15 protein-coding genes are annotated in these 16898 nt (G+C 69.3%); 6 read left to right on the top strand and 9 right to left on the bottom strand.

Going from position 1 to position 16898, the window contains the following annotated elements:
- Positions 1-154 precede the first annotated feature (154 nt).
- Positions 155-1162 carry a glycerophosphodiester phosphodiesterase family protein gene (locus tag QM720_RS07560; protein ID WP_415125509.1) on the bottom strand — a complete coding sequence of 336 codons (1008 nt, stop codon included), beginning with the start codon at positions 1160-1162 and terminating at the stop codon, positions 155-157.
- A 162-nt stretch (positions 1163-1324) separates the two neighbouring features.
- On the opposite strand from QM720_RS07560, the gene QM720_RS07555 reads away from it, so the two are divergent.
- On the top strand, positions 1325-2248 hold the full coding sequence (locus tag QM720_RS07555; protein WP_415127843.1) for a Bax inhibitor-1/YccA family membrane protein: 924 nt from the start codon (positions 1325-1327) through the stop codon (positions 2246-2248).
- A gap of 123 nt (positions 2249-2371) precedes the next feature.
- Here the strand turns inward: QM720_RS07555 and guaA are convergent, their stop codons facing one another.
- The 5 genes from guaA to guaB all read right to left on the bottom strand — a co-directional run bounded on the left by guaA (position 2372) and on the right by guaB (position 8173).
- On the bottom strand, positions 2372-3955 hold the full coding sequence (gene guaA / locus QM720_RS07550) for a glutamine-hydrolyzing GMP synthase (protein WP_415125508.1): 1584 nt from the start codon (positions 3953-3955) through the stop codon (positions 2372-2374).
- Positions 3952-4443, bottom strand: a complete 492-nt coding sequence (locus QM720_RS07545; protein ID WP_415125507.1) for a DUF3817 domain-containing protein — start codon at positions 4441-4443, stop codon at positions 3952-3954. Before QM720_RS07545 ends, guaA begins: the two co-directional genes overlap by 4 nt.
- Before the next feature lie 78 nt (positions 4444-4521).
- Positions 4522-5400: an SURF1 family cytochrome oxidase biogenesis protein gene (locus QM720_RS07540; protein WP_415125506.1), complete on the bottom strand. Its 879-nt coding sequence runs from the start codon at positions 5398-5400 to the stop codon at positions 4522-4524.
- Positions 5400-6518, bottom strand: a complete 1119-nt coding sequence (locus QM720_RS07535) for a GuaB3 family IMP dehydrogenase-related protein (RefSeq protein WP_415127841.1) — start codon at positions 6516-6518, stop codon at positions 5400-5402. The genes QM720_RS07540 and QM720_RS07535 overlap by 1 nt, the downstream gene beginning before the upstream one ends.
- Before the next feature lie 152 nt (positions 6519-6670).
- Complete coding sequence (gene guaB, locus QM720_RS07530; RefSeq protein ID WP_415125505.1) at positions 6671-8173, bottom strand: IMP dehydrogenase; 1503 nt, start codon at positions 8171-8173, stop codon at positions 6671-6673.
- 242 nt (positions 8174-8415) lie between these two features.
- On the opposite strand from guaB, the gene QM720_RS07525 reads away from it, so the two are divergent.
- From QM720_RS07525 to QM720_RS07510, 4 genes are read left to right on the top strand one after another with little or no spacing between them, the layout of a single operon-like run.
- Positions 8416-9741, top strand: a complete 1326-nt coding sequence (locus QM720_RS07525; RefSeq protein ID WP_415125504.1) for a branched-chain amino acid ABC transporter permease — start codon at positions 8416-8418, stop codon at positions 9739-9741.
- A 10-nt stretch (positions 9742-9751) separates the two neighbouring features.
- Positions 9752-10738, top strand: a complete 987-nt coding sequence (locus QM720_RS07520; RefSeq protein ID WP_415125503.1) for a branched-chain amino acid ABC transporter permease — start codon at positions 9752-9754, stop codon at positions 10736-10738.
- The gene (locus tag QM720_RS07515) at positions 10731-11747 is read left to right on the top strand and encodes an ABC transporter ATP-binding protein (RefSeq protein WP_415125502.1); all 1017 of its coding nucleotides are present in this window, start codon (positions 10731-10733) and stop codon (positions 11745-11747) included. The genes QM720_RS07520 and QM720_RS07515 overlap by 8 nt, the downstream gene beginning before the upstream one ends.
- On the top strand, positions 11737-12486 hold the full coding sequence (locus tag QM720_RS07510) for an ABC transporter ATP-binding protein (RefSeq protein ID WP_415125501.1): 750 nt from the start codon (positions 11737-11739) through the stop codon (positions 12484-12486). The genes QM720_RS07515 and QM720_RS07510 overlap by 11 nt, the downstream gene beginning before the upstream one ends.
- A gap of 66 nt (positions 12487-12552) precedes the next feature.
- Here QM720_RS07510 and QM720_RS07505 read toward each other — a convergent pair whose 3' ends face one another.
- From QM720_RS07505 to groES, 3 genes are all read right to left on the bottom strand, one after another.
- On the bottom strand, positions 12553-13926 hold the full coding sequence (locus QM720_RS07505; RefSeq protein ID WP_415125500.1) for an ABC transporter substrate-binding protein: 1374 nt from the start codon (positions 13924-13926) through the stop codon (positions 12553-12555).
- Between the two features lie 154 nt (positions 13927-14080).
- Positions 14081-15016: an EamA family transporter RarD gene (gene rarD / locus QM720_RS07500; RefSeq protein WP_415125499.1), complete on the bottom strand. Its 936-nt coding sequence runs from the start codon at positions 15014-15016 to the stop codon at positions 14081-14083.
- Between the two features lie 243 nt (positions 15017-15259).
- Positions 15260-15556: a co-chaperone GroES gene (gene groES, locus QM720_RS07495; protein WP_005050391.1), complete on the bottom strand. Its 297-nt coding sequence runs from the start codon at positions 15554-15556 to the stop codon at positions 15260-15262.
- Positions 15557-15709: 153 nt separating this feature from the next.
- On the opposite strand from groES, the gene QM720_RS07490 reads away from it, so the two are divergent.
- Positions 15710-16897: a THUMP-like domain-containing protein gene (locus QM720_RS07490; RefSeq protein WP_415125498.1), complete on the top strand. Its 1188-nt coding sequence runs from the start codon at positions 15710-15712 to the stop codon at positions 16895-16897.
- Position 16898: the final 1 nt, after the last annotated feature.

The following is a 16898-nucleotide window of genomic DNA, read 5'->3' as shown; positions in this document are numbered from 1 at the left end:
AGCGAGACGAAACGCAGCGACGGTCGCCACGCGAGCGAAGCGAGACGAAACGCAGAGACGACAACGGTCCGCATGCCGCGTTTCGTCTCGTCGCTGCGCTCCTCGCTCAACGACCGAGGCTCGACGACCAGGGCGAGACGCACAGACGCGCCGCTCAGCGGAAGGCGGCGAGCCCGAGGTCGGGGTGGTCGACGAAGACGCCGTCGACCCCGGCATCCTTGATGATCCGCCACTCGGCCTCGTAGTCGCCGAACCGCCCGCGATCGCGCCCGCGGCGGAACTGCGGGAGGAGGAACGCGTTCTCGGGCCGGCACGTCCACGTGAACACGCGCAGCCCGCGGGCGTGCGCGTCGACGACGACCGGCGACGGTCCCGTCGCCCGTCCCAGCCGGTCGGGTGCGAGGATCAGCCGCTTGTCGACGCTGATCCCGTCGACGGCGCCGGCGAGCGCGTCGAGCCCGGCCGGCGTCAGCTGCTGGCGGTAGGTCGGCGCGGCCTTGCCCTCGGCGGCGACGCGGTCGAACGGCGCGCCGCCCGCCTCGAGCAGATACACGTACGAACCGCGGATGCCGCGCTCGCGCACGGCGCCCAGCACCGATTGCTCGAACGACTCCACGACCAGCGGCAGGTCGCCGTCGGCCCAACCCGCCGCGCGCAGTTCGTCGGCGACGACGCCGGCGATGTCGAAGCCGAGCCGGGTGAAGGAGGTGGCGTGCTTGATCTCCAGCACGACGCCGATCTCGCGCCCCTGGTCGAGCGAGGCCCGGCGCACGAGGTCGAGCACGTCGCGCAGGCGCAGCGGCGGCTGGGTGTCGTCGAACGTCGCGCTGGAGGGGCGCAGCTGCGGCAGCCGCTCGCGACAGCGCAGCGTCGCCAGCTCGTCCCACGTGAAGTCCTCGGTGAACCAGCCGGTGTGCTCGGCGCCGTCGATGGTCTTGGTCGTGCGGCGATCGGCGAACTCGGGGCGGTCGGCGACGTCTGTCGTGCCGCCGATCTCGTTCTCGTGGCGTACCACCAGCACGCCGTCGGCCGTGAAGACGACGTCGGGTTCGACGGCATCCACCCCCAGCTCCAGCGCGAGATCGTACGACGAGCGCGTGTGCTCGGGGCGGTAGCCGGGCGCGCCGCGGTGTCCGATGACGAGGGGACGGCGGCGCGGCATGGTTCCAGGCTAAGCCGCCGTCGTGCGGGCCCGCGGCCGAAACCGGCGCCGCGGCCCGCTTCGTAGCGGGTTCACAGGACGCCGCGGGCCGCCCGGGGCACCCGTCCGATAGCCTGGAGGTCACAGCACCGCGCTGTGCACGAACCTGGAGTGGAAGAGACCATGGCCTCCGGCAACTTCGCATTCAACAACCCGGCGTTCCAAGAACAGCGCCCGGGGCTCACCCCGCCGTCCGCACAGCAGCAGGCCGGCACCCAGACGCAGTACGCGGCGGCGACGCAGCAAGCGACGGATGCCGCGGTGAGCGCCCAGCTCGAGGGCGCATTCGCGGCGCCCACGGCGGGCGCCCACCAGACCGGCCGGATGACGGTCGAGGACACCGTCGCCAAGACCGTCGGGCTGTTCGCGATCCTGCTGGTGACGGCGGTCGTCGGCTGGCTGTGGACGCTCGGCGGCAACCTCGGTCTCACGGGCGACGCGAACCAGCAGATCACCGTCGTCCCGTGGATCGTGGGCCTCGTCGGCGGCTTCGTCCTCGCGATGGTGATCTCGTTCACGTCGCGCAAGAAGGTGCGTCCCGCGCTGATCTTCGCCTACGCGGCATTCGAGGGTCTGTTCGTCGGCAGCATCTCGGCGTTCTTCGAGGTGCTGTGGCCCGGCATCGTCATGCAGGCGACGCTGGCGACCCTCGCGGTCGTGGGCGTGACTTTGGCGCTGTTCGCCAGCGGCAAGGTGCGCGCCTCGGCCCGCGCCACCAAGATCTTCATGATCGCGATGGTCGGCTACCTCGTGTTCGCGCTGCTGAACGTCGTGCTGATGATGTTCGGCGCGGCCGGCGAGGGCGGCGCGTTCGGGCTGTACAGCAACGTGAAGGTCGCCGGCATCCCGCTCGGCCTCATCATCGGCGTGCTCGTCGTGATCATGGCGGCCTACTCGCTGGTGCTCGACTTCGACATGATCCAGCAGGGCGTGCGCAACGGCGCCGCGCGCGAGTACGGCTGGCTCGGCGGCTTCGGCATCATGGTGACGGTCGTCTGGCTCTACGTCGAGATTCTGCGCATCATCGCCATCGCCCGCAGCAACTAGACCGGCTCCAAGGACACGAACTCCGCAGAATCACACGAACTCCGCAGCTGAAAGCGCTTTCGGCTGCGGAGTTCGTGTATGTCTGCGGAGTTCGAGACGGATGCCGGGGCACCGGCATCCGCCTCACTCCCACTCGATGGTGCCCGGGGGCTTCGACGTCACGTCGAGCACGACCCGGTTGACCTCGCGGACCTCGTTCGTGATGCGATTGCTGATCTTCGACAGCACGTCGTAGGGCAGGCGGGTCCAATCGGCGGTCATGGCGTCTTCCGACGACACGGGGCGCAGCACGATCGGGTGCCCGTAGGTGCGCCCGTCGCCCTGCACGCCCACCGAGCGGACGTCCGCGAGCAGCACGACGGGGCACTGCCAGATCTCGGCATCCAGGCCGGCCGCCGTCAGCTCTTCGCGGGCGATGGCGTCGGCATCCCGCAGAATCTCGAGGCGGGAAGCGGTGACCTCACCCACGATCCGGATGCCGAGGCCGGGCCCCGGAAACGGCTGCCGCCCGACGATCGCCTCGGGCAGGCCCAGCTCGCGGCCGATCGCGCGGACCTCGTCCTTGAAGAGGGTGCGCAGCGGTTCGACGAGCTCGAACTGCAGATCCTCCGGCAGCCCGCCGACGTTGTGGTGGCTCTTGATGTTGGCCGTCCCGGCGCCGCCGCCGGACTCCACGACGTCGGGGTAGAGCGTGCCCTGCACGAGGAAGCGGATCGGTTCGCCCTCGGCGGCCGCCTCGGCGACGAGGTCTGCCTGCACCTGCTCGAACGCGCGGATGAACTCGCGCCCGATGATCTTGCGCTTCTGCTCCGGGTCGCTGACCCCGGCGAGCGCGTCCAGGAAGGTCTCCCGGGCATCGACGGTGATCAGGCGCACGCCGGTCGAGGCGACGTAGTCGTTCTCGACCTGCTCGCGCTCGCCCTTGCGCAACAGGCCATGGTCGACGAACACGGCGACGAGCTGGTCGCCGACGGCCTCGTGCACGAGCGCCGTCGAGACGGCCGAGTCGACGCCGCCCGACAGCGCCGACAGCACGCGGCCGGTGCCTACCTGCTCCCGGATGCGGGCCACCTGCTCGGCGATGACGTTGCCGCTGTTCCAGTCGGCGGCAAGGCCCGCCGCCTTGTGCAGGAAGTTCTCCAGCACGTTCTGCCCGTAGTCGGAGTGCTTCACCTCCGGGTGCCACTGCACCCCGTAGAAGCACTTCTGCGCGTTGCCGAAGGCGGCCACCGGCGTCGCGGCCGTGGACGCGAGCACGTCGAACCCCTCGGGCGCGCGGGCGACCTGGTCGCCGTGGCTCATCCACACGTTCTGCGTCGCGGGCTGCCCGTCCAGCAGCACGCCGCCGTCGCCGGTGAGGGCGGCATCCGTCGCACCGTACTCGCGCAGCCCCGTGTTGGCGACCTCGCCGCCGAGCTGCTGGGCCATCACCTGGAAGCCGTAGCAGATCCCGAGGGTCGGGATGCCGAGGGCCAGCACCCCGGGGTCGAGCGTCGGCGCGCCGGGCTCGTAGACCGACGACGGGCCGCCGGACAGGATGATCGCCACCGGATCCTTCGCCTGCACTTGCGCGGCCGTGACCGTGTGCGGCACGAGCTCGCTGTAGACGCCGGCCTCGCGGACGCGGCGGGCGATCAGTTGCGCATACTGCGCGCCGAAGTCGACGACGAGGACGGGGCGCTGCGCGGTCTCGGTCTGCGTGGTCACCGGGTGCCTTCCGTGGCGGTGTGGGCTGAGGGGACGGATGCGGGCACGGCGGCTTCTTCCCGCTCGCGCTGCGCGAGAAAGGCCCGCACCTCACGGGCGACGCGCGCCTCCATGAAGAACGACAGCAGCGGCACGATGCCGCCGGCAGCCAGCATGACGAACCGGACGAAGCCCCAGCGCATGAGGCTCCACACGCGGAAGCAGGCGAACAGGTACACGACGTAGAACCAGCCGTGCGCGATGAGGGTGCCGAGCGAGAGGTTCACCCCGTCGCCCGTGGACTCGTGGCCCGTGGCCGTCTCGACGATGGGGGCGAACGAGAGCAATCCGCCCGATCCGCCGAGGAAAAGCTCGTAGCCGAGCCCGTACTTGACGATCACCTCGGCGCACAGCAGCAGCAGCATCACACCCGTGATGACGGAGGCCACCTGGTAGAACTTCAGCGCTCCGCGGATCGCCGGAAACGTGGCGAGTTTGGGCTGAGGCATGGGTTCGAGTCTAGTCGGCGCCAACATGCAGGATCGCCCGTGACAGCTGTGACCGTGGCGTCACTCCAGCCACTTCTGTCACGAGTGCTCCTGCATGTTGGCGACGCCGGCGGCCTCGGCGAGCGCCTCGACCTCCCTCTCCCACGCGTCGCGGGCGAGGCGGTACCACATGTAGAAGGCGAAGCCGGCGAAGACGGCCCACTCGACGGCGTAGAAGATGTTGAGCCAGTTGACGTTCGACTGTTCTTCGGGCGCCGGGGAGTCGATCGTCGCGAGTCCGGCGAGCGCCTCGTCGGACACGAGGTACGCCCGATAGACGTTCAGGTCGTCGACATCGTGCCACCAGCCCAAGAGGGCGGCCGGCGACATCCGGGTCATGGTGCGCACGTCGTCGCGGGGCGGCAGCAGCGGCCCCTCGTCGGAGATGAGCCGGCCGGTCAGCGTCGGCGCCGACTGACCGGATGCCGCGACATCCGCGACGGCTCGCGTCCGCTCGTCGAGCCAGGCCACAGCGCGGTCGGCCTCCTCCCGCGTCGCCGCCCAGCCGAGGGCCACCGCGAGCGACGTGGGTCCGTCGTCGTCGCTCGTGCGGGGGTCGACGCGCAGCTGCCCCGTGACCCAGTACCCCTCGACGCCGTCGTTGAACCGCGACGAGACGACGAGGAAATCCCCGGGCACGAACCAGCCGCTGACCCGCACTTTCTGGCCCACGAGCGGTTCGGGCAGATACTCCCCCGGCGCCGTCACCTCGCCGATCGGGCGGACGATCTCGGTCGCGCCCGGCTGCGGCGGGTCGGTGTCGATCGCGCGGGCCAGCTGCCACTGGCCGAGCCACGCGAACAGCGCCGCGACCAGCAGCGCGAACGCCAGCATCCCGATCCACCACGGCCGCAGCATGACCTCGCGCAGCGTCGGGGGGAACACCTCCGGCTCGGCGCCCACGGTCGGGGTGGCCATCAGTGCGTCGCGTACGGCGCGACGACGACCTCGACGCGCTGGAACTCCTTGAGGTCGGAATACCCGGTCGTGGCCATCGACTTCTTGAGCGCGCCGATGAGGTTGGCGGTGCCGTCGGCGACGGGCGCCGGGCCGTAGAGGATGCCCTCCAGCGGAGCGACCTGCGCGACCGAAACGCGGTGCCCGCGCGGCAGGCGGGCGTGATGCGCCTCGGGACCCCAGTGGAATCCCCGCCCGGGGGCGTCGGTCGCGCGGGCGAGGGCGACACCGAGCATGACGGCATCCGCTCCCATCGCGAGCGCCTTGACGATGTCGCCCGACGTGCCGACGCCGCCGTCGGCGATGACGTGCACGTAGCGCCCGCCCGACTCGTCGAGGTAGTCGCGGCGCGCGCCGGCGACGTCGGCGACGGCCGTCGCCATCGGGGCGTGGATGCCGAGGGTCGCGCGCGTCGTGGATGCCGCTCCCCCGCCGAAGCCGACGAGCACGCCCGCCGCTCCCGTGCGCATGAGGTGCAGCGCCGCCGTATAGGTCGACGCGCCGCCGACGATGACGGGGACGTCGAGGTCGTAGATGAACTTCTTGAGGTTCAACGGCGCCGCATCCGAAGACACGTGCTCGGCCGACACCGTCGTGCCGCGGATGACGAACAGGTCGACGCCGGCGGCGACGACGGTCTCGTACAGCTCCTGCGTGCGCTGCGGGGTGAGGGCGCCGGCGACGGTGACGCCGCCCGCGCGGATCTCGGCGAGCCGGTCGCGCACGAGCTCGGGCTTGATGGGTTCGGCATACAGCTCCTGCATCCGCCGCGTCGCCTGCTCGTCGGGCAGCGCCGCGATCTCGGCCAGCAGCGGTGCCGGGTCGTCGTAGCGGGTCCACACGCCCTCGAGGTCGAGCACGCCGAGGCCGCCGAGCTGACCGAGCATGATCGCCGTCTGCGGGCTCATGACCGAGTCCATCGGGGCGCCGAGCACGGGGATGTCGAACCCGAAGGCGTCGATCGACCAGGCCGTGGAGACGTCTTCGGGGTTGCGGGTGCGCCGCGAGGGCACGACCGCGATGTCGTCGAACGCGTACGCGCGGCGGGCGCGCTTGGCGCGGCCGAGCTCGATCTCCATGCTCACGCCCTCAGCCTACCCGCGCCGCCGCTCCCTCACCGCGAGACTGCATCGGTGCACCGAGACTGCAGCCGGCAACCGCAGTCTCGGTGCACGGATGCAGTCTCGCCGGGCGGGGGGTGGGGACGCGGCGGGCGGGCGCGGGGGGCGGGCTACTTCTTGTAGTTGGGGGCCTCGACCACGATCTGCACGTCGTGGGGGTGGCTCTCCTTGAGCCCGGCGGCGGTGATGCGCACGAACCTCCCCCGCGCCTTGAGCTCGTCGATCGTGCGCGCGCCGACGTAGAACATCGACTGCCGCAGACCCCCCACCAGCTGATACGCCACGGCCGACACCGGCCCGCGATAGGCGACCTGACCCTCGATCCCCTCGGGGATGAGCTTGTCGTCGGAGGGGATGTCGGCCTGGAAGTAGCGGTCCTTCGAGTACGACGTCTTCTTGCCGCGGGTCTGCATCGCCCCGAGCGAGCCCATGCCGCGATACAGCTTGAACTGCTTGCCGCCCTGGAACACGATCTCGCCCGGCGACTCGTCGGTGCCGGCCAGCAGCGACCCGAGCATGACGGTGTCGGCGCCGGCGACCAGCGCCTTCGCGATGTCGCCCGAGTACTGCAGACCGCCGTCGGCGATGATCGGGATGCCGGCATCCCGCGCGGCCTGGTACGCCTCCCAGATGGCGGTGACCTGCGGCACGCCGACGCCCGCGACGACGCGGGTCGTGCAGATCGAGCCGGGGCCGACGCCGACCTTGACGGCATCCACGCCCGCCTCGACCAGCGCGGCCGCGCCCTCGCGCGTGGCGACGTTGCCGCCGATGACGTCGATGTGCGCGAACGACTCGTCGCCCTTCAACCGCCGCACCATCTCGATGACGCCCTGCGACTGCCCGTTGGCGGTGTCGACGACGATGACGTCGACACCGGCGTCGCGCAGCGCCTCGGCACGCTCCCACGCGTCGCCGAAGAAGCCGATCGCGGCGCCCACGCGCAAGCGCCCGTGCTCGTCCTTGGTGGCCAGCGGGTACTTCTCGCTCTTGTCGAAGTCCTTGATCGTGATGAGGCCGGCCAGACGCCCCTCGTCGTCGATGAGCGGCAGCTTCTCGACGCGGTGCCGCGCGAACAGGGCGATGACCTCGTTCGCCCCGATGCCGACGTGCCCCGTCACCAGACCCTCGTGGGTCATGACGTCGCGCACCTTCGTGCTCTGGCGCTCGAAGCCCGAGACGAACCGCATGTCGCGGTTCGTGATGATGCCCACGAGCCGCCGGTCGTCGCCGACGACGGGCAGGCCCGAGATGCGGTACTGCGCGCACAGCGCGTCGACCTCGTCGATCGTGGCGTCGGGGGTGGTCGTGATGGGGTCGGTGATCATGCCCGACTCGCTGCGCTTGACCTGGTCGACCATGGCCGCCTGGTCGGCGATGGAGAGGTTGCGGTGCAGGATGCCGAGACCCCCCTCGCGCGCCATCGCGATCGCCATGCGCGCCTCGCTGACGGTGTCCATCGCCGCCGACAGCAACGGCGTCGCGACCGTGATGCGCCGGGTGACCCGCGACGACGTGTCGGCCTCGGACGGGATGACGTCGGTGTGCCCGGGAAGCAGCAGGACGTCGTCGTAGGTCAGTCCGACGAAACCGAACGGGTCGTGCTGGTCCATGGGCTCTCCTTGCGCGCGACGCACTGCTCAGTCCGGGCGCCGACCATCCGTGCGCGACGGACACGCCCCGATCAATTCTAAGCGGCGAGGCGGGAAAGATGTTCCGGATGCCACCCCCCTCGACTCCCCGGGATCGGGCCCGACACTCGATGAGAATCGAAAGACGCCGTTACGAAACACATGCGACACAATAGACGCATAGTGTCCTGGCCAATGACGTCTGACCTCGAAGGGTAGTCGCAGTGACGATCACCGCTCCCACGGGCGTCCATCGCTCTCGAATCTGGGCAAGTGCGATACTGCTCGCCTTCCTCAGCCTGCTCATGGTGCTCGTTCCCGTTCCCGCGCTCGCCGCGACGACCTGCACGCCCGACGACACGACGGGGTGCATCCAGGGCACGATCCGCACGAGCGACGGCGAGCCCGCGGTCAAGGTCGAGGTCACACTCACGTCGCCGGACGGCGATGAGCAGTCGACGCTGACCGACGAGACCGGCCGGTGGGTGTTCACGGTGACCGAGGCGGGCAGCTACGAGCTCTCCCTCGACACCGACACGCTGCCCGAAGGCCAGTTCCTCATCGGCGAGACCAGCCGCACCGTCAGCGCCGGGCCGCACAACAACGTGTCGCAGGCGTTCCGGCTGAGCAGCAGCGAGGGCGGGGAGACCGCTTCGGAATCGTCGTTCTCGTGGTCGAGGTTCTGGCAGCAGTTCGTCTCGGGCATCCGGCTCGGCCTGCTGCTCGCCCTCGCCTCCATCGGCCTGTCGCTCGTGTTCGGCACCACGGGGCTCTCGAACTTCGCGCAGGGCGAGCAGGTCACGCTCGGCGGCCTGCTCGCCTTCACCTTCGCGAACGTGCTGGGCCTCAACCTCTGGCTCGCCGGCCTCATCTCGGTGCTGCTGTGTGCCGCGACGGGCTGGCTGCAAGACGCCGTCATCTGGAAACCGCTGCGCCGGCGGCGCCTGAGTCTCACGCAGATGATGATCGTGTCTATCGGCCTTTCGGTCGCGATGGCCTACCTCTTCCAGATGATCTACGGCGCCAGCACCGTCCGCATCGACACGAGTTCGCCGCAGAGCATCATCATCCTCGGCATCCGCCTCACCGTGCAGTCCTACGTGGCGATGGGAATCGCGATCCTCGTGCTCATCGGGGTCGGGCTTGCGCTGCTCTACACGCGCGTCGGGCGGGCGACGCGGGCGATCTCCGACAATGCCGCGCTGGCCTCGGCGTCGGGCATCGACGTCGACCGGGTCATCCGCCTCGTGTGGACGGTCTCGGCGGGTCTCGCCGGTCTTGCGGGGGTGCTCCTGGGCCTCGTCCTCAACGGCATCAGCTGGTTCACCGGCGGTCAGTTGCTGCTGCTGATCTTCGCCGCCGTCACCCTGGGCGGCCTGGGCACGGCGTTCGGAGCCCTGGCCGGATCGATGATCATCGGACTCGTCGTGGAGTTGACCAACATCTGGCTGCCCGGCGACTTCAAATACGCCACCGCGCTGCTCGCGCTGATCCTGATTCTGCTGGTGCGCCCGCAGGGCATCTTCGGCAGACGCGAACGAGTCGGATAGGGGGAACCTCATGGACTTCTGGGGTCAACTGCTCAAGCTCCTCACCGAGACCGCGATCTCGCCGACGACGGCGGCCTTCGCGCTGGCGGCGATCGGCCTGAACGTCCACTTCGGATTCACCGGGCTCGTCAACATGGGGCAGGCAGGCTTCATGCTGATCGGCGCCTACGGCTTCGCGATCCCCGCGATGAACGGCGTGGGCTTTTGGACCTCCCTGCTCATCTCGATGTTCGCGTGCACGCTGTTCGCGCTGGTCCTCGGCATCCCGACGCTGCGTCTGCGCGGCGACTACCTGGCGATCGTGACGATCAGCGCCGCCGAGATCGTGCGAATGGTGGGCCGGTCGAGCCTGCTCACCGACATCACCGGCGGCGCCAACGGCATTCCGGGGGGCCAGTATCGCGGCGTGTTCGGCGGCCTGTCGTTCCTGCCCCCGGGCAAGACGACCATCCTGTGGTTCACCTACGAGAACACGGGTGTCAACGACTGGTGGACACGTCTGGTGGCGTGGTCGCTCGTCGCGCTCGGATGCCTGTTCGTCTGGCTCGCCATGCGCAGCCCGTGGGGACGTGTGCTCAAAGGCATCCGTGAGGACGAGGATGCCGTGCGCAGCCTCGGCAAGTCGGCCTTCTCGTTCAAGATGCAGGCGCTCGTCATCGGAGGCATCTTCGGCGGCCTCGGCGGCATCGTCATGACCATGCCCGCCTCGGTGCAACCCGACGGCCTCGGTCGACCGACGACGTTCTGGGTGTGGACGATCCTCCTCCTCGGCGGCGCCGCGACGGTGTTCGGGCCGGTGCTGGGCTCGGTGATCTTCCTCGTGGCGCGCCTGCTCATCGTTCAGGTGACCGGGGAGTTCGTGCCCAGCTGGATTCTCAACACCCAGCAGACCGAGCAGTTCGCCTGGGTTCTCGTCGGAGTCGCACTGATGCTGATCGTGATCTTCCGACCCCAGGGCATCCTCGGCAACAAGAAGGAGCTGTCCTTCAATGTCTGACACGAAGAGCGCCTCGCCGCTCGCGAACCAGAGCGGGTATCTCTACGACCGCGCGGAGCTGCGCGCGGTGCTCGACACGGTCGAAAGAGCCCCCGGATCGGCCAAGCCCGACCCCCTCCTCGTCGTCGACAACATCGTGCGCCGCTTCGGCGGTCTCACCGCCGTGCAGGTCGACCACCTCGAGGTGCAGCGTGGTGCGATCACGGCGCTGATCGGACCCAATGGCGCCGGAAAGACGACATTCTTCAACCTCATCACCGGTTTCGACAAGCCCTCCTCGGCGCCGACCCTGCTCACCCGCGGGCGCGACGATGTCGCCCGCTGGGTATTCGACGGATCGCCGATGGGGTCGACCGCAGCATCCAAGGTCGCGCGGGCGGGGATGGTGCGCACCTTCCAGCTGACGAAGTCACTCACACGCCTCACGGTGCTCGAGAACATGATGATCGGCGGGGCATCGCAACCGGGCGAGAACCTGTTCGTGGGGCTCGTGAAGCCGCTGTGGGCGGCGCGCGAGAAGGCCGTCACCGAGAAGGCACTGAGCCTGCTCCAGCGCTTCAAGCTGTACGAGAAGCGAAATGATCTCGCCGGTGAGCTGTCGGGCGGCCAACGCAAGCTGCTGGAGATGGCGCGCGCCCTCATGAGCGATCCGAAGATGATCATGCTCGACGAGCCGATGGCAGGCGTCAACCCGGCGCTCACGCAGTCGCTCCTCGACCACATCATCGCGCTCCGCGACGACGGGACGACCGTGCTGTTCGTCGAGCACGACATGCATATGGTGCGCCACATCTCCGACTGGGTCGTCGTGATGGCGCAGGGCAGCGTCATCGCCGAAGGGCTGCCGCAGACGGTCATGAGCGACCAGTCCGTCGTCGACGCCTACCTCGGTGCCCATCACGACACGGATCTCGGCGACGACGATGCCGTCAACACCGGCCTCGTCGCCACGATCGAAGCCGAGATCGCGACGGAGATCGCCACGGAGGGAGACGACGATGACAAGTGATGCGACCCCGGCCGAGCCGCTCGTCCACGCCGACAACCTCGTCGCCGGCTATCTGCCGGGCGTCAACATCCTCAACGGCTGCACGCTCGTGGCGTATCCGGGCGAGCTGATCGGCATCATCGGGCCGAACGGAGCCGGCAAGTCGACTCTGCTCAAGGCGCTGTTCGGCCTCGTTCAGATTCGCTCGGGCACAGTCACCCTCGGCGGCGAGGACATCACCAATCAGCGTGCCGACAGGCTCGTGCGCACGGGCGTCGGGTTCGTCCCGCAGACCAACAACGTCTTCCCGAGCCTCTCGATCGAAGAGAACCTGCAGATGGGGATGTTCCTGCGCCCGAAGGACTTCCTGTCGCGACTCGAGCAGATCTGGGAGCTCTTCCCCGTGCTCGCCGATCGCCGCAAGCAGCGAGCCGGATCGCTCTCGGGCGGCGAACGCCAGTCGGTCGCGATGGCGCGGGCGCTCATGATGGACCCCAAGGTGCTGCTGCTCGACGAGCCCAGTGCGGGGCTTTCTCCCGTGCGCCAGGACGAGACGTTCATCCGCACGCGCGAGATCAACAAGACCGGCGTGACGATCATCATGGTCGAGCAGAACGCCCGCCGCTGCCTGCAGATCTGCGACCGCGGCTACGTGCTCGACCAGGGCAAGAACGCCTACGAGGGCCGGGGCCGCGAACTCGCGAAGGACCCCAAGGTCATCCAGCTCTACCTGGGCACTCTCGCCGAGGATGCCGGCTGATCTCTCTCCTGCACGAAGAAGGGGGCGGATGCTGTACGGCATCCGCCCCCTTCTTGTCATCGTCGGCTACTCCGAGACGGTGACGTCCATCTCGACAGAGCTGAACCACACCGGGACGTTGTTGCTGTCGTACTTGTAGACGCTGATCTGGGCGGACGACGGGTCGTTCTGCTCGTTGAACGGGCCGATCGCCGACTTCGCCTTGTAAGCGATGTCCTTGCCTTCGTCCAGCAGCGCCTTGCACGAGGCGAAGTCCTCACACTCCTCGCCGCCGTCGGCGCCCGATACCGCGGCCAGGTTGGCCTGGATCGTCGCCGCGTCCGTGCCGCCGCCCTTCTGCGCCGCGAGTGCGGCCAGCGTGATCGCGTCGTACGACTCGAGCGAGTAGGAGAAGTCGGTCAGGTCGGCGCCCGCCGTGGACTTGTAGAAATCGTTCAGACGCGTGCGGAGCGCCTCGTCGGGATAGTAGCCGGGGATCGTTCCCTGCGCGCCCTCAAGGGTACCGGGCTCGAACGTGTCGGCGTAGCTGGCCGTGTTGCCGTCCGAGAAGTAGAGCTTCGTCATGTCCCAGCCCTGCGCCTGCAGCTCGGGGATGATCTTCTTCGTCTCGTCGAACGCCAGCACGACGATCGCGTCGGGGCCCGAGTCGATGGCCGCCGTCACTTCGGACGAGAAGGTCTCCTGACCGGGGGGGAACTCCGTTCCGTCACCCGATGCGCCGTAGGTGATCTCACCGCCGCCGTCGACGATCGTCTGCTCGACCTGGTCGCGCAGGCCCGTGCCGTACGGGTCGTTGAACACGAGGAAGGCGACCTTCGAGTTGCCGTCGCCGAGCACGACGTTTCCGAGCGCGGGACCCTGCACGCGGTCCGGCGGAGCGGTGCGGAAGAAGTAGCTCGAGTATCCCGACAGCGTGTCGGCGGTGTTCGCCGGCGAGATCTGCACGCGGCAGGCCTCCATCACGGTGTCGATGAAGTTCAAGGTCACACCCGACGACTCGGCGCCGAGAACGACCTGCGCGTCGGAGGAGACGATCTCGTTGGCCGACGCCGTCGAAACGGACATGTCCGCAGCGCCGCCCGAGTCGGTGACCGGGTCGACGACGACGGGCTGGTCGAGCACGCCGCCGGCCGCGTTGATGTCTGCGATCGCGAGACCGGAGCCCGCCTCAGCCGGAGGGTTCAGGTAGGCGAGGTTGCCGGTCTGCGGGAGGATCGTCGCGATCTGCAGGGCACCGGTGCTCGGGGTGCCGGGCTCGCAGTTGGCCGCAGGATCGACGTGTTCCTCGGTGGCGCCGCTGGTCGCCGACTCCGACGCCGCCGGCGTGGTGCTGCTCGAACAGCCCGAGAGGGCGAAAACTCCCGCTCCGACGATCGCGAAGCCGGCCAGGACCGACCGAGCGCGAACGGCGGAACCAGAGCCACGTGTGAAGACGCTCATGTTGCTCCTTGCTATGGATGGACACGGGGCGGGCTCGGGAGCCTCCCCCAGTGCGTCAAACCTAACCGTCCGGCGAGCCCGGGAGTGTTGCGATTGGTTAACGTCGTGTAACGCGACCGAATCGTTATCTAACAGGGATTCTTACGGAGCGGGCTCAGATCAGTTCGGCCACGTCTCCGGATGCCGACCGCGCGCGGCGCGCCGCGCGCACCGAGTCGACGGTCAGCACCGTCAACGCCACCCAGACCAGGCCGAACCCGATCCAGCGCTCCAGCGGCATCGGCTCGTGCAGCAGCCAGGCGCCGGTGATGAACTGCATGATCGGGGCGACGAACTGCAGCAGGCCGATCACGACGAGCTGCGCCCGGCGGGCCCCGGCCGCGAACAGCAGCAGCGGGATCGCGGTGACGACGCCGGCGAGGGTCACGAGCGCGGTGTGGCCGGCATCCTGCGTGCCGAAGACGAGACCGGTCGTGTTCGCGACGACGATGAGCTGGACGACCGCGATCGGGGTCAGCCACAGCGACTCGAGCGTGAGGCCGCTGATGGCGTCGACCTGCGGTCCGATCTGCTTTTTGACCAGGCCGTAGGTGCCGAAGCTGGCGGCGAGGGTGAGGGCGATCCAGGGGAACGAGCCGTAGGCGACGATGATGACGAGCACCGCGAGAGCGGCGAAGCCGATGGCGACCCACTGCGCCGTGCGCAACCGCTCGCCGAGCACGAGCACGCCGAGCAGCACCGTGACGATCGGGTTGATGAAGTACCCGAGGCTGCCTTCGATGACGTGCCCGGTCAGGATGCCGATGAGGAACACCTGCCAGTTCACGTAGATCAGCAGGCCCGCGACGATCGTCCAGAACACCAGCCGGCGGTCGCGCAGGATCGCGAACAGCTTGCCCCACGTGCGCGTCACCGTCAGCAGGATCGCGCAGAAGACGAGCGAGAAGAGGATGCGCCAGACGACGATCTCCCACGGCCCGATCGGCGTCAGCAGCAGGAAGTACAGGGGCATGAAGCCCCACAGGAAATACGCGGCGAAGGCGTAGACCCCGCCGAGCCGCTCTTCGCGCGCGGTCTCGTCGGGTGTCATGAGAGAAAGCCTAGTTCGGTCGTGACGCGCCGGCGTTCACGGCGGGGGCGGCATCCTGCCGATCGGCGTGGTTCTTCTGCCACGGCGTGCCAATGACAGGGTCAATCGGCGTTTTCAGGCGACTGGAACGTTCCAGGTGCCGGTTCGCCCTGCGTTTGGCACGCGGGGGCCGGAGCACCGGGCAACGCAGAAGACCCCCGGGGGCCAGTTGGCATTCCCCGGGGGTCTTCGGTGCGATGGGCGTCAGCGGACGACGACCGCCAGCACGTCGCGAGCCGACAGGACGAGGAACTCGTCGCCGCCGAACTTCACCTCGGTGCCGCCGTACTTGCTGTAGATGACGCGGTCGCCGACGGCGACGTCGAGCGGAACACGGTTGCCGTTGTCGTCGATGCGGCCGGGGCCGACGGCGACGACTTCGCCCTCCTGGGGCTTCTCCTTGGCGGTGTCGGGGATGACGAGGCCACTGGACGTGACCTGCTCAGCCTCGACCTGCTTGATGACGATGCGGTCCTCGAGCGGCTTGATGGAAACCGACACGGTCTACCTCTTTCTTGCTTTGCTTGCTGGGCGTTGTGCTTCAAGACTGATTAGCACCCGCATGTGCCGAGTGCTAACGCAAGTCTAGGGCGCGGCTGGCACTCGTGCAACGCGAGTGCCAATTCCCGGCGCACCCGCCCGTAGGCTGAAGGAATGGAACCCGCCGAGCTCACCGCCCTGCTGACCCCCGAGGGGCTGCGGCTGGTGGACGAGCTCGGCGCCGTCGACTCCACGGCCGAGGTCGCGGCGGCGGTGTCGCGGCTGCGCGCCGCGGGCCTGAGCCCCGACCTCGTCTCGGCGGCGGTCGGTCAGGCCCGGCTGCGCACGCGCGCCCGCGCGAAGTTCGGCGCCTTCGCCGACCGGATGCTGTTCACGCGCGCCGGCCTCGAACAGGCGACGCGCCTGAGCATCGGGGCGCGGCACGCCGGGCGCTTCCGCGACGCCGGGCTCACCCGCATCGCCGACCTCGGCTGCGGCATCGGCGGCGACGCGCTGGCCCTCGCCGGCCTCGGCCTCGAGGTGCTCGCCGTCGACGCCGACGAGACCACGGCCGCCCTCGCCGCCTACAACCTCGCCCCGTTCGCCGATACGGCGACCGTCCGCCACGCCCGCGCCGAGGACGTCGACCTCGCGGGCGTCGACGCCGTGTGGCTCGACCCCGCACGCCGCACGGCCGGACACACCGAGACCACGCGCGTCGGCGCCGGCGACTGGTCGCCGCCGCTGGAGTGGGTGTTCGACCTCTCGAGCCGGATGCCGGCGGGCATCAAGCTCGGCCCCGCGTTCGACCGCGCGCTGATCCCGGCCGATGCCGAGGCGCAGTGGATCACCGTCGACGGCTCCACGATCGAACTCGTGCTGTGGACGGGCGCGCTCGCGCGAGCCGGCATCCGTCGTGCCGCGCTCGTCGTGCGGGGCGAGGCGGCGGCGGAGGTGACGGCATCCGGCGACGCGCCCGATGTCCCGGTGCGCGCGCTCGGCGCGTTCGTGCACGAGCCCGAGGGCGCCGTCATCCGCGCGCGGCTGATCGGCGAGGTCGCGCGCGGGCTCGACGCGGGGATGCTCGCTCCCGGCATCGCCTACCTCACCTCGGATGCGGCCCTCACGAACCCGTTCGTCCAGTCGTTCCGGGTGCGCGAGCGGCTGCCGTTCGACGTCAAGGCGCTGGCCCGGGCGCTGCGCGAGCGGGGAATCGGCACGCTGGAGATCAAGAAGCGCGGCGTCGATGTCGACCCGGCGGCGCTGCGGACGAAGCTCAAGCTGCACGGCCCCGAGTCGGCGACGCTGCTGCTGACCCGCATCGACGACAAGCGCGTCGCGCTGCTCGCCGACCGCGTCTGAC

This window comes from Microbacterium sp. (assembly GCF_047602155.1).
Taxonomy (GTDB): domain Bacteria; phylum Actinomycetota; class Actinomycetes; order Actinomycetales; family Microbacteriaceae; genus Microbacterium.
The sequence above is the reverse complement of the archived record's forward strand: the minus strand, read 5'-3'. Positions and strand labels throughout refer to the sequence as shown.

Coding starts and splice junctions, on each gene's coding strand:
- QM720_RS07560 (WP_415125509.1), bottom strand. CDS start 1,162: ATGCCGCGCCGCCGTCCCCTCGTCATCGGACACCGCGGCGCGCCCGGC.
- QM720_RS07555 (WP_415127843.1), top strand. CDS start 1,325: ATGGCCTCCGGCAACTTCGCATTCAACAACCCGGCGTTCCAAGAACAG.
- QM720_RS07545 (WP_415125507.1), bottom strand. CDS start 4,443: ATGCCTCAGCCCAAACTCGCCACGTTTCCGGCGATCCGCGGAGCGCTG.
- QM720_RS07540 (WP_415125506.1), bottom strand. CDS start 5,400: ATGGCCACCCCGACCGTGGGCGCCGAGCCGGAGGTGTTCCCCCCGACG.
- QM720_RS07535 (WP_415127841.1), bottom strand. CDS start 6,518: ATGGAGATCGAGCTCGGCCGCGCCAAGCGCGCCCGCCGCGCGTACGCG.
- guaB (WP_415125505.1), bottom strand. CDS start 8,173: ATGGACCAGCACGACCCGTTCGGTTTCGTCGGACTGACCTACGACGAC.
- QM720_RS07520 (WP_415125503.1), top strand. CDS start 9,752: ATGGACTTCTGGGGTCAACTGCTCAAGCTCCTCACCGAGACCGCGATC.
- QM720_RS07515 (WP_415125502.1), top strand. CDS start 10,731: ATGTCTGACACGAAGAGCGCCTCGCCGCTCGCGAACCAGAGCGGGTAT.
- QM720_RS07510 (WP_415125501.1), top strand. CDS start 11,737: ATGACAAGTGATGCGACCCCGGCCGAGCCGCTCGTCCACGCCGACAAC.
- QM720_RS07505 (WP_415125500.1), bottom strand. CDS start 13,926: ATGAGCGTCTTCACACGTGGCTCTGGTTCCGCCGTTCGCGCTCGGTCG.
- rarD (WP_415125499.1), bottom strand. CDS start 15,016: ATGACACCCGACGAGACCGCGCGCGAAGAGCGGCTCGGCGGGGTCTAC.
- QM720_RS07490 (WP_415125498.1), top strand. CDS start 15,710: ATGGAACCCGCCGAGCTCACCGCCCTGCTGACCCCCGAGGGGCTGCGG.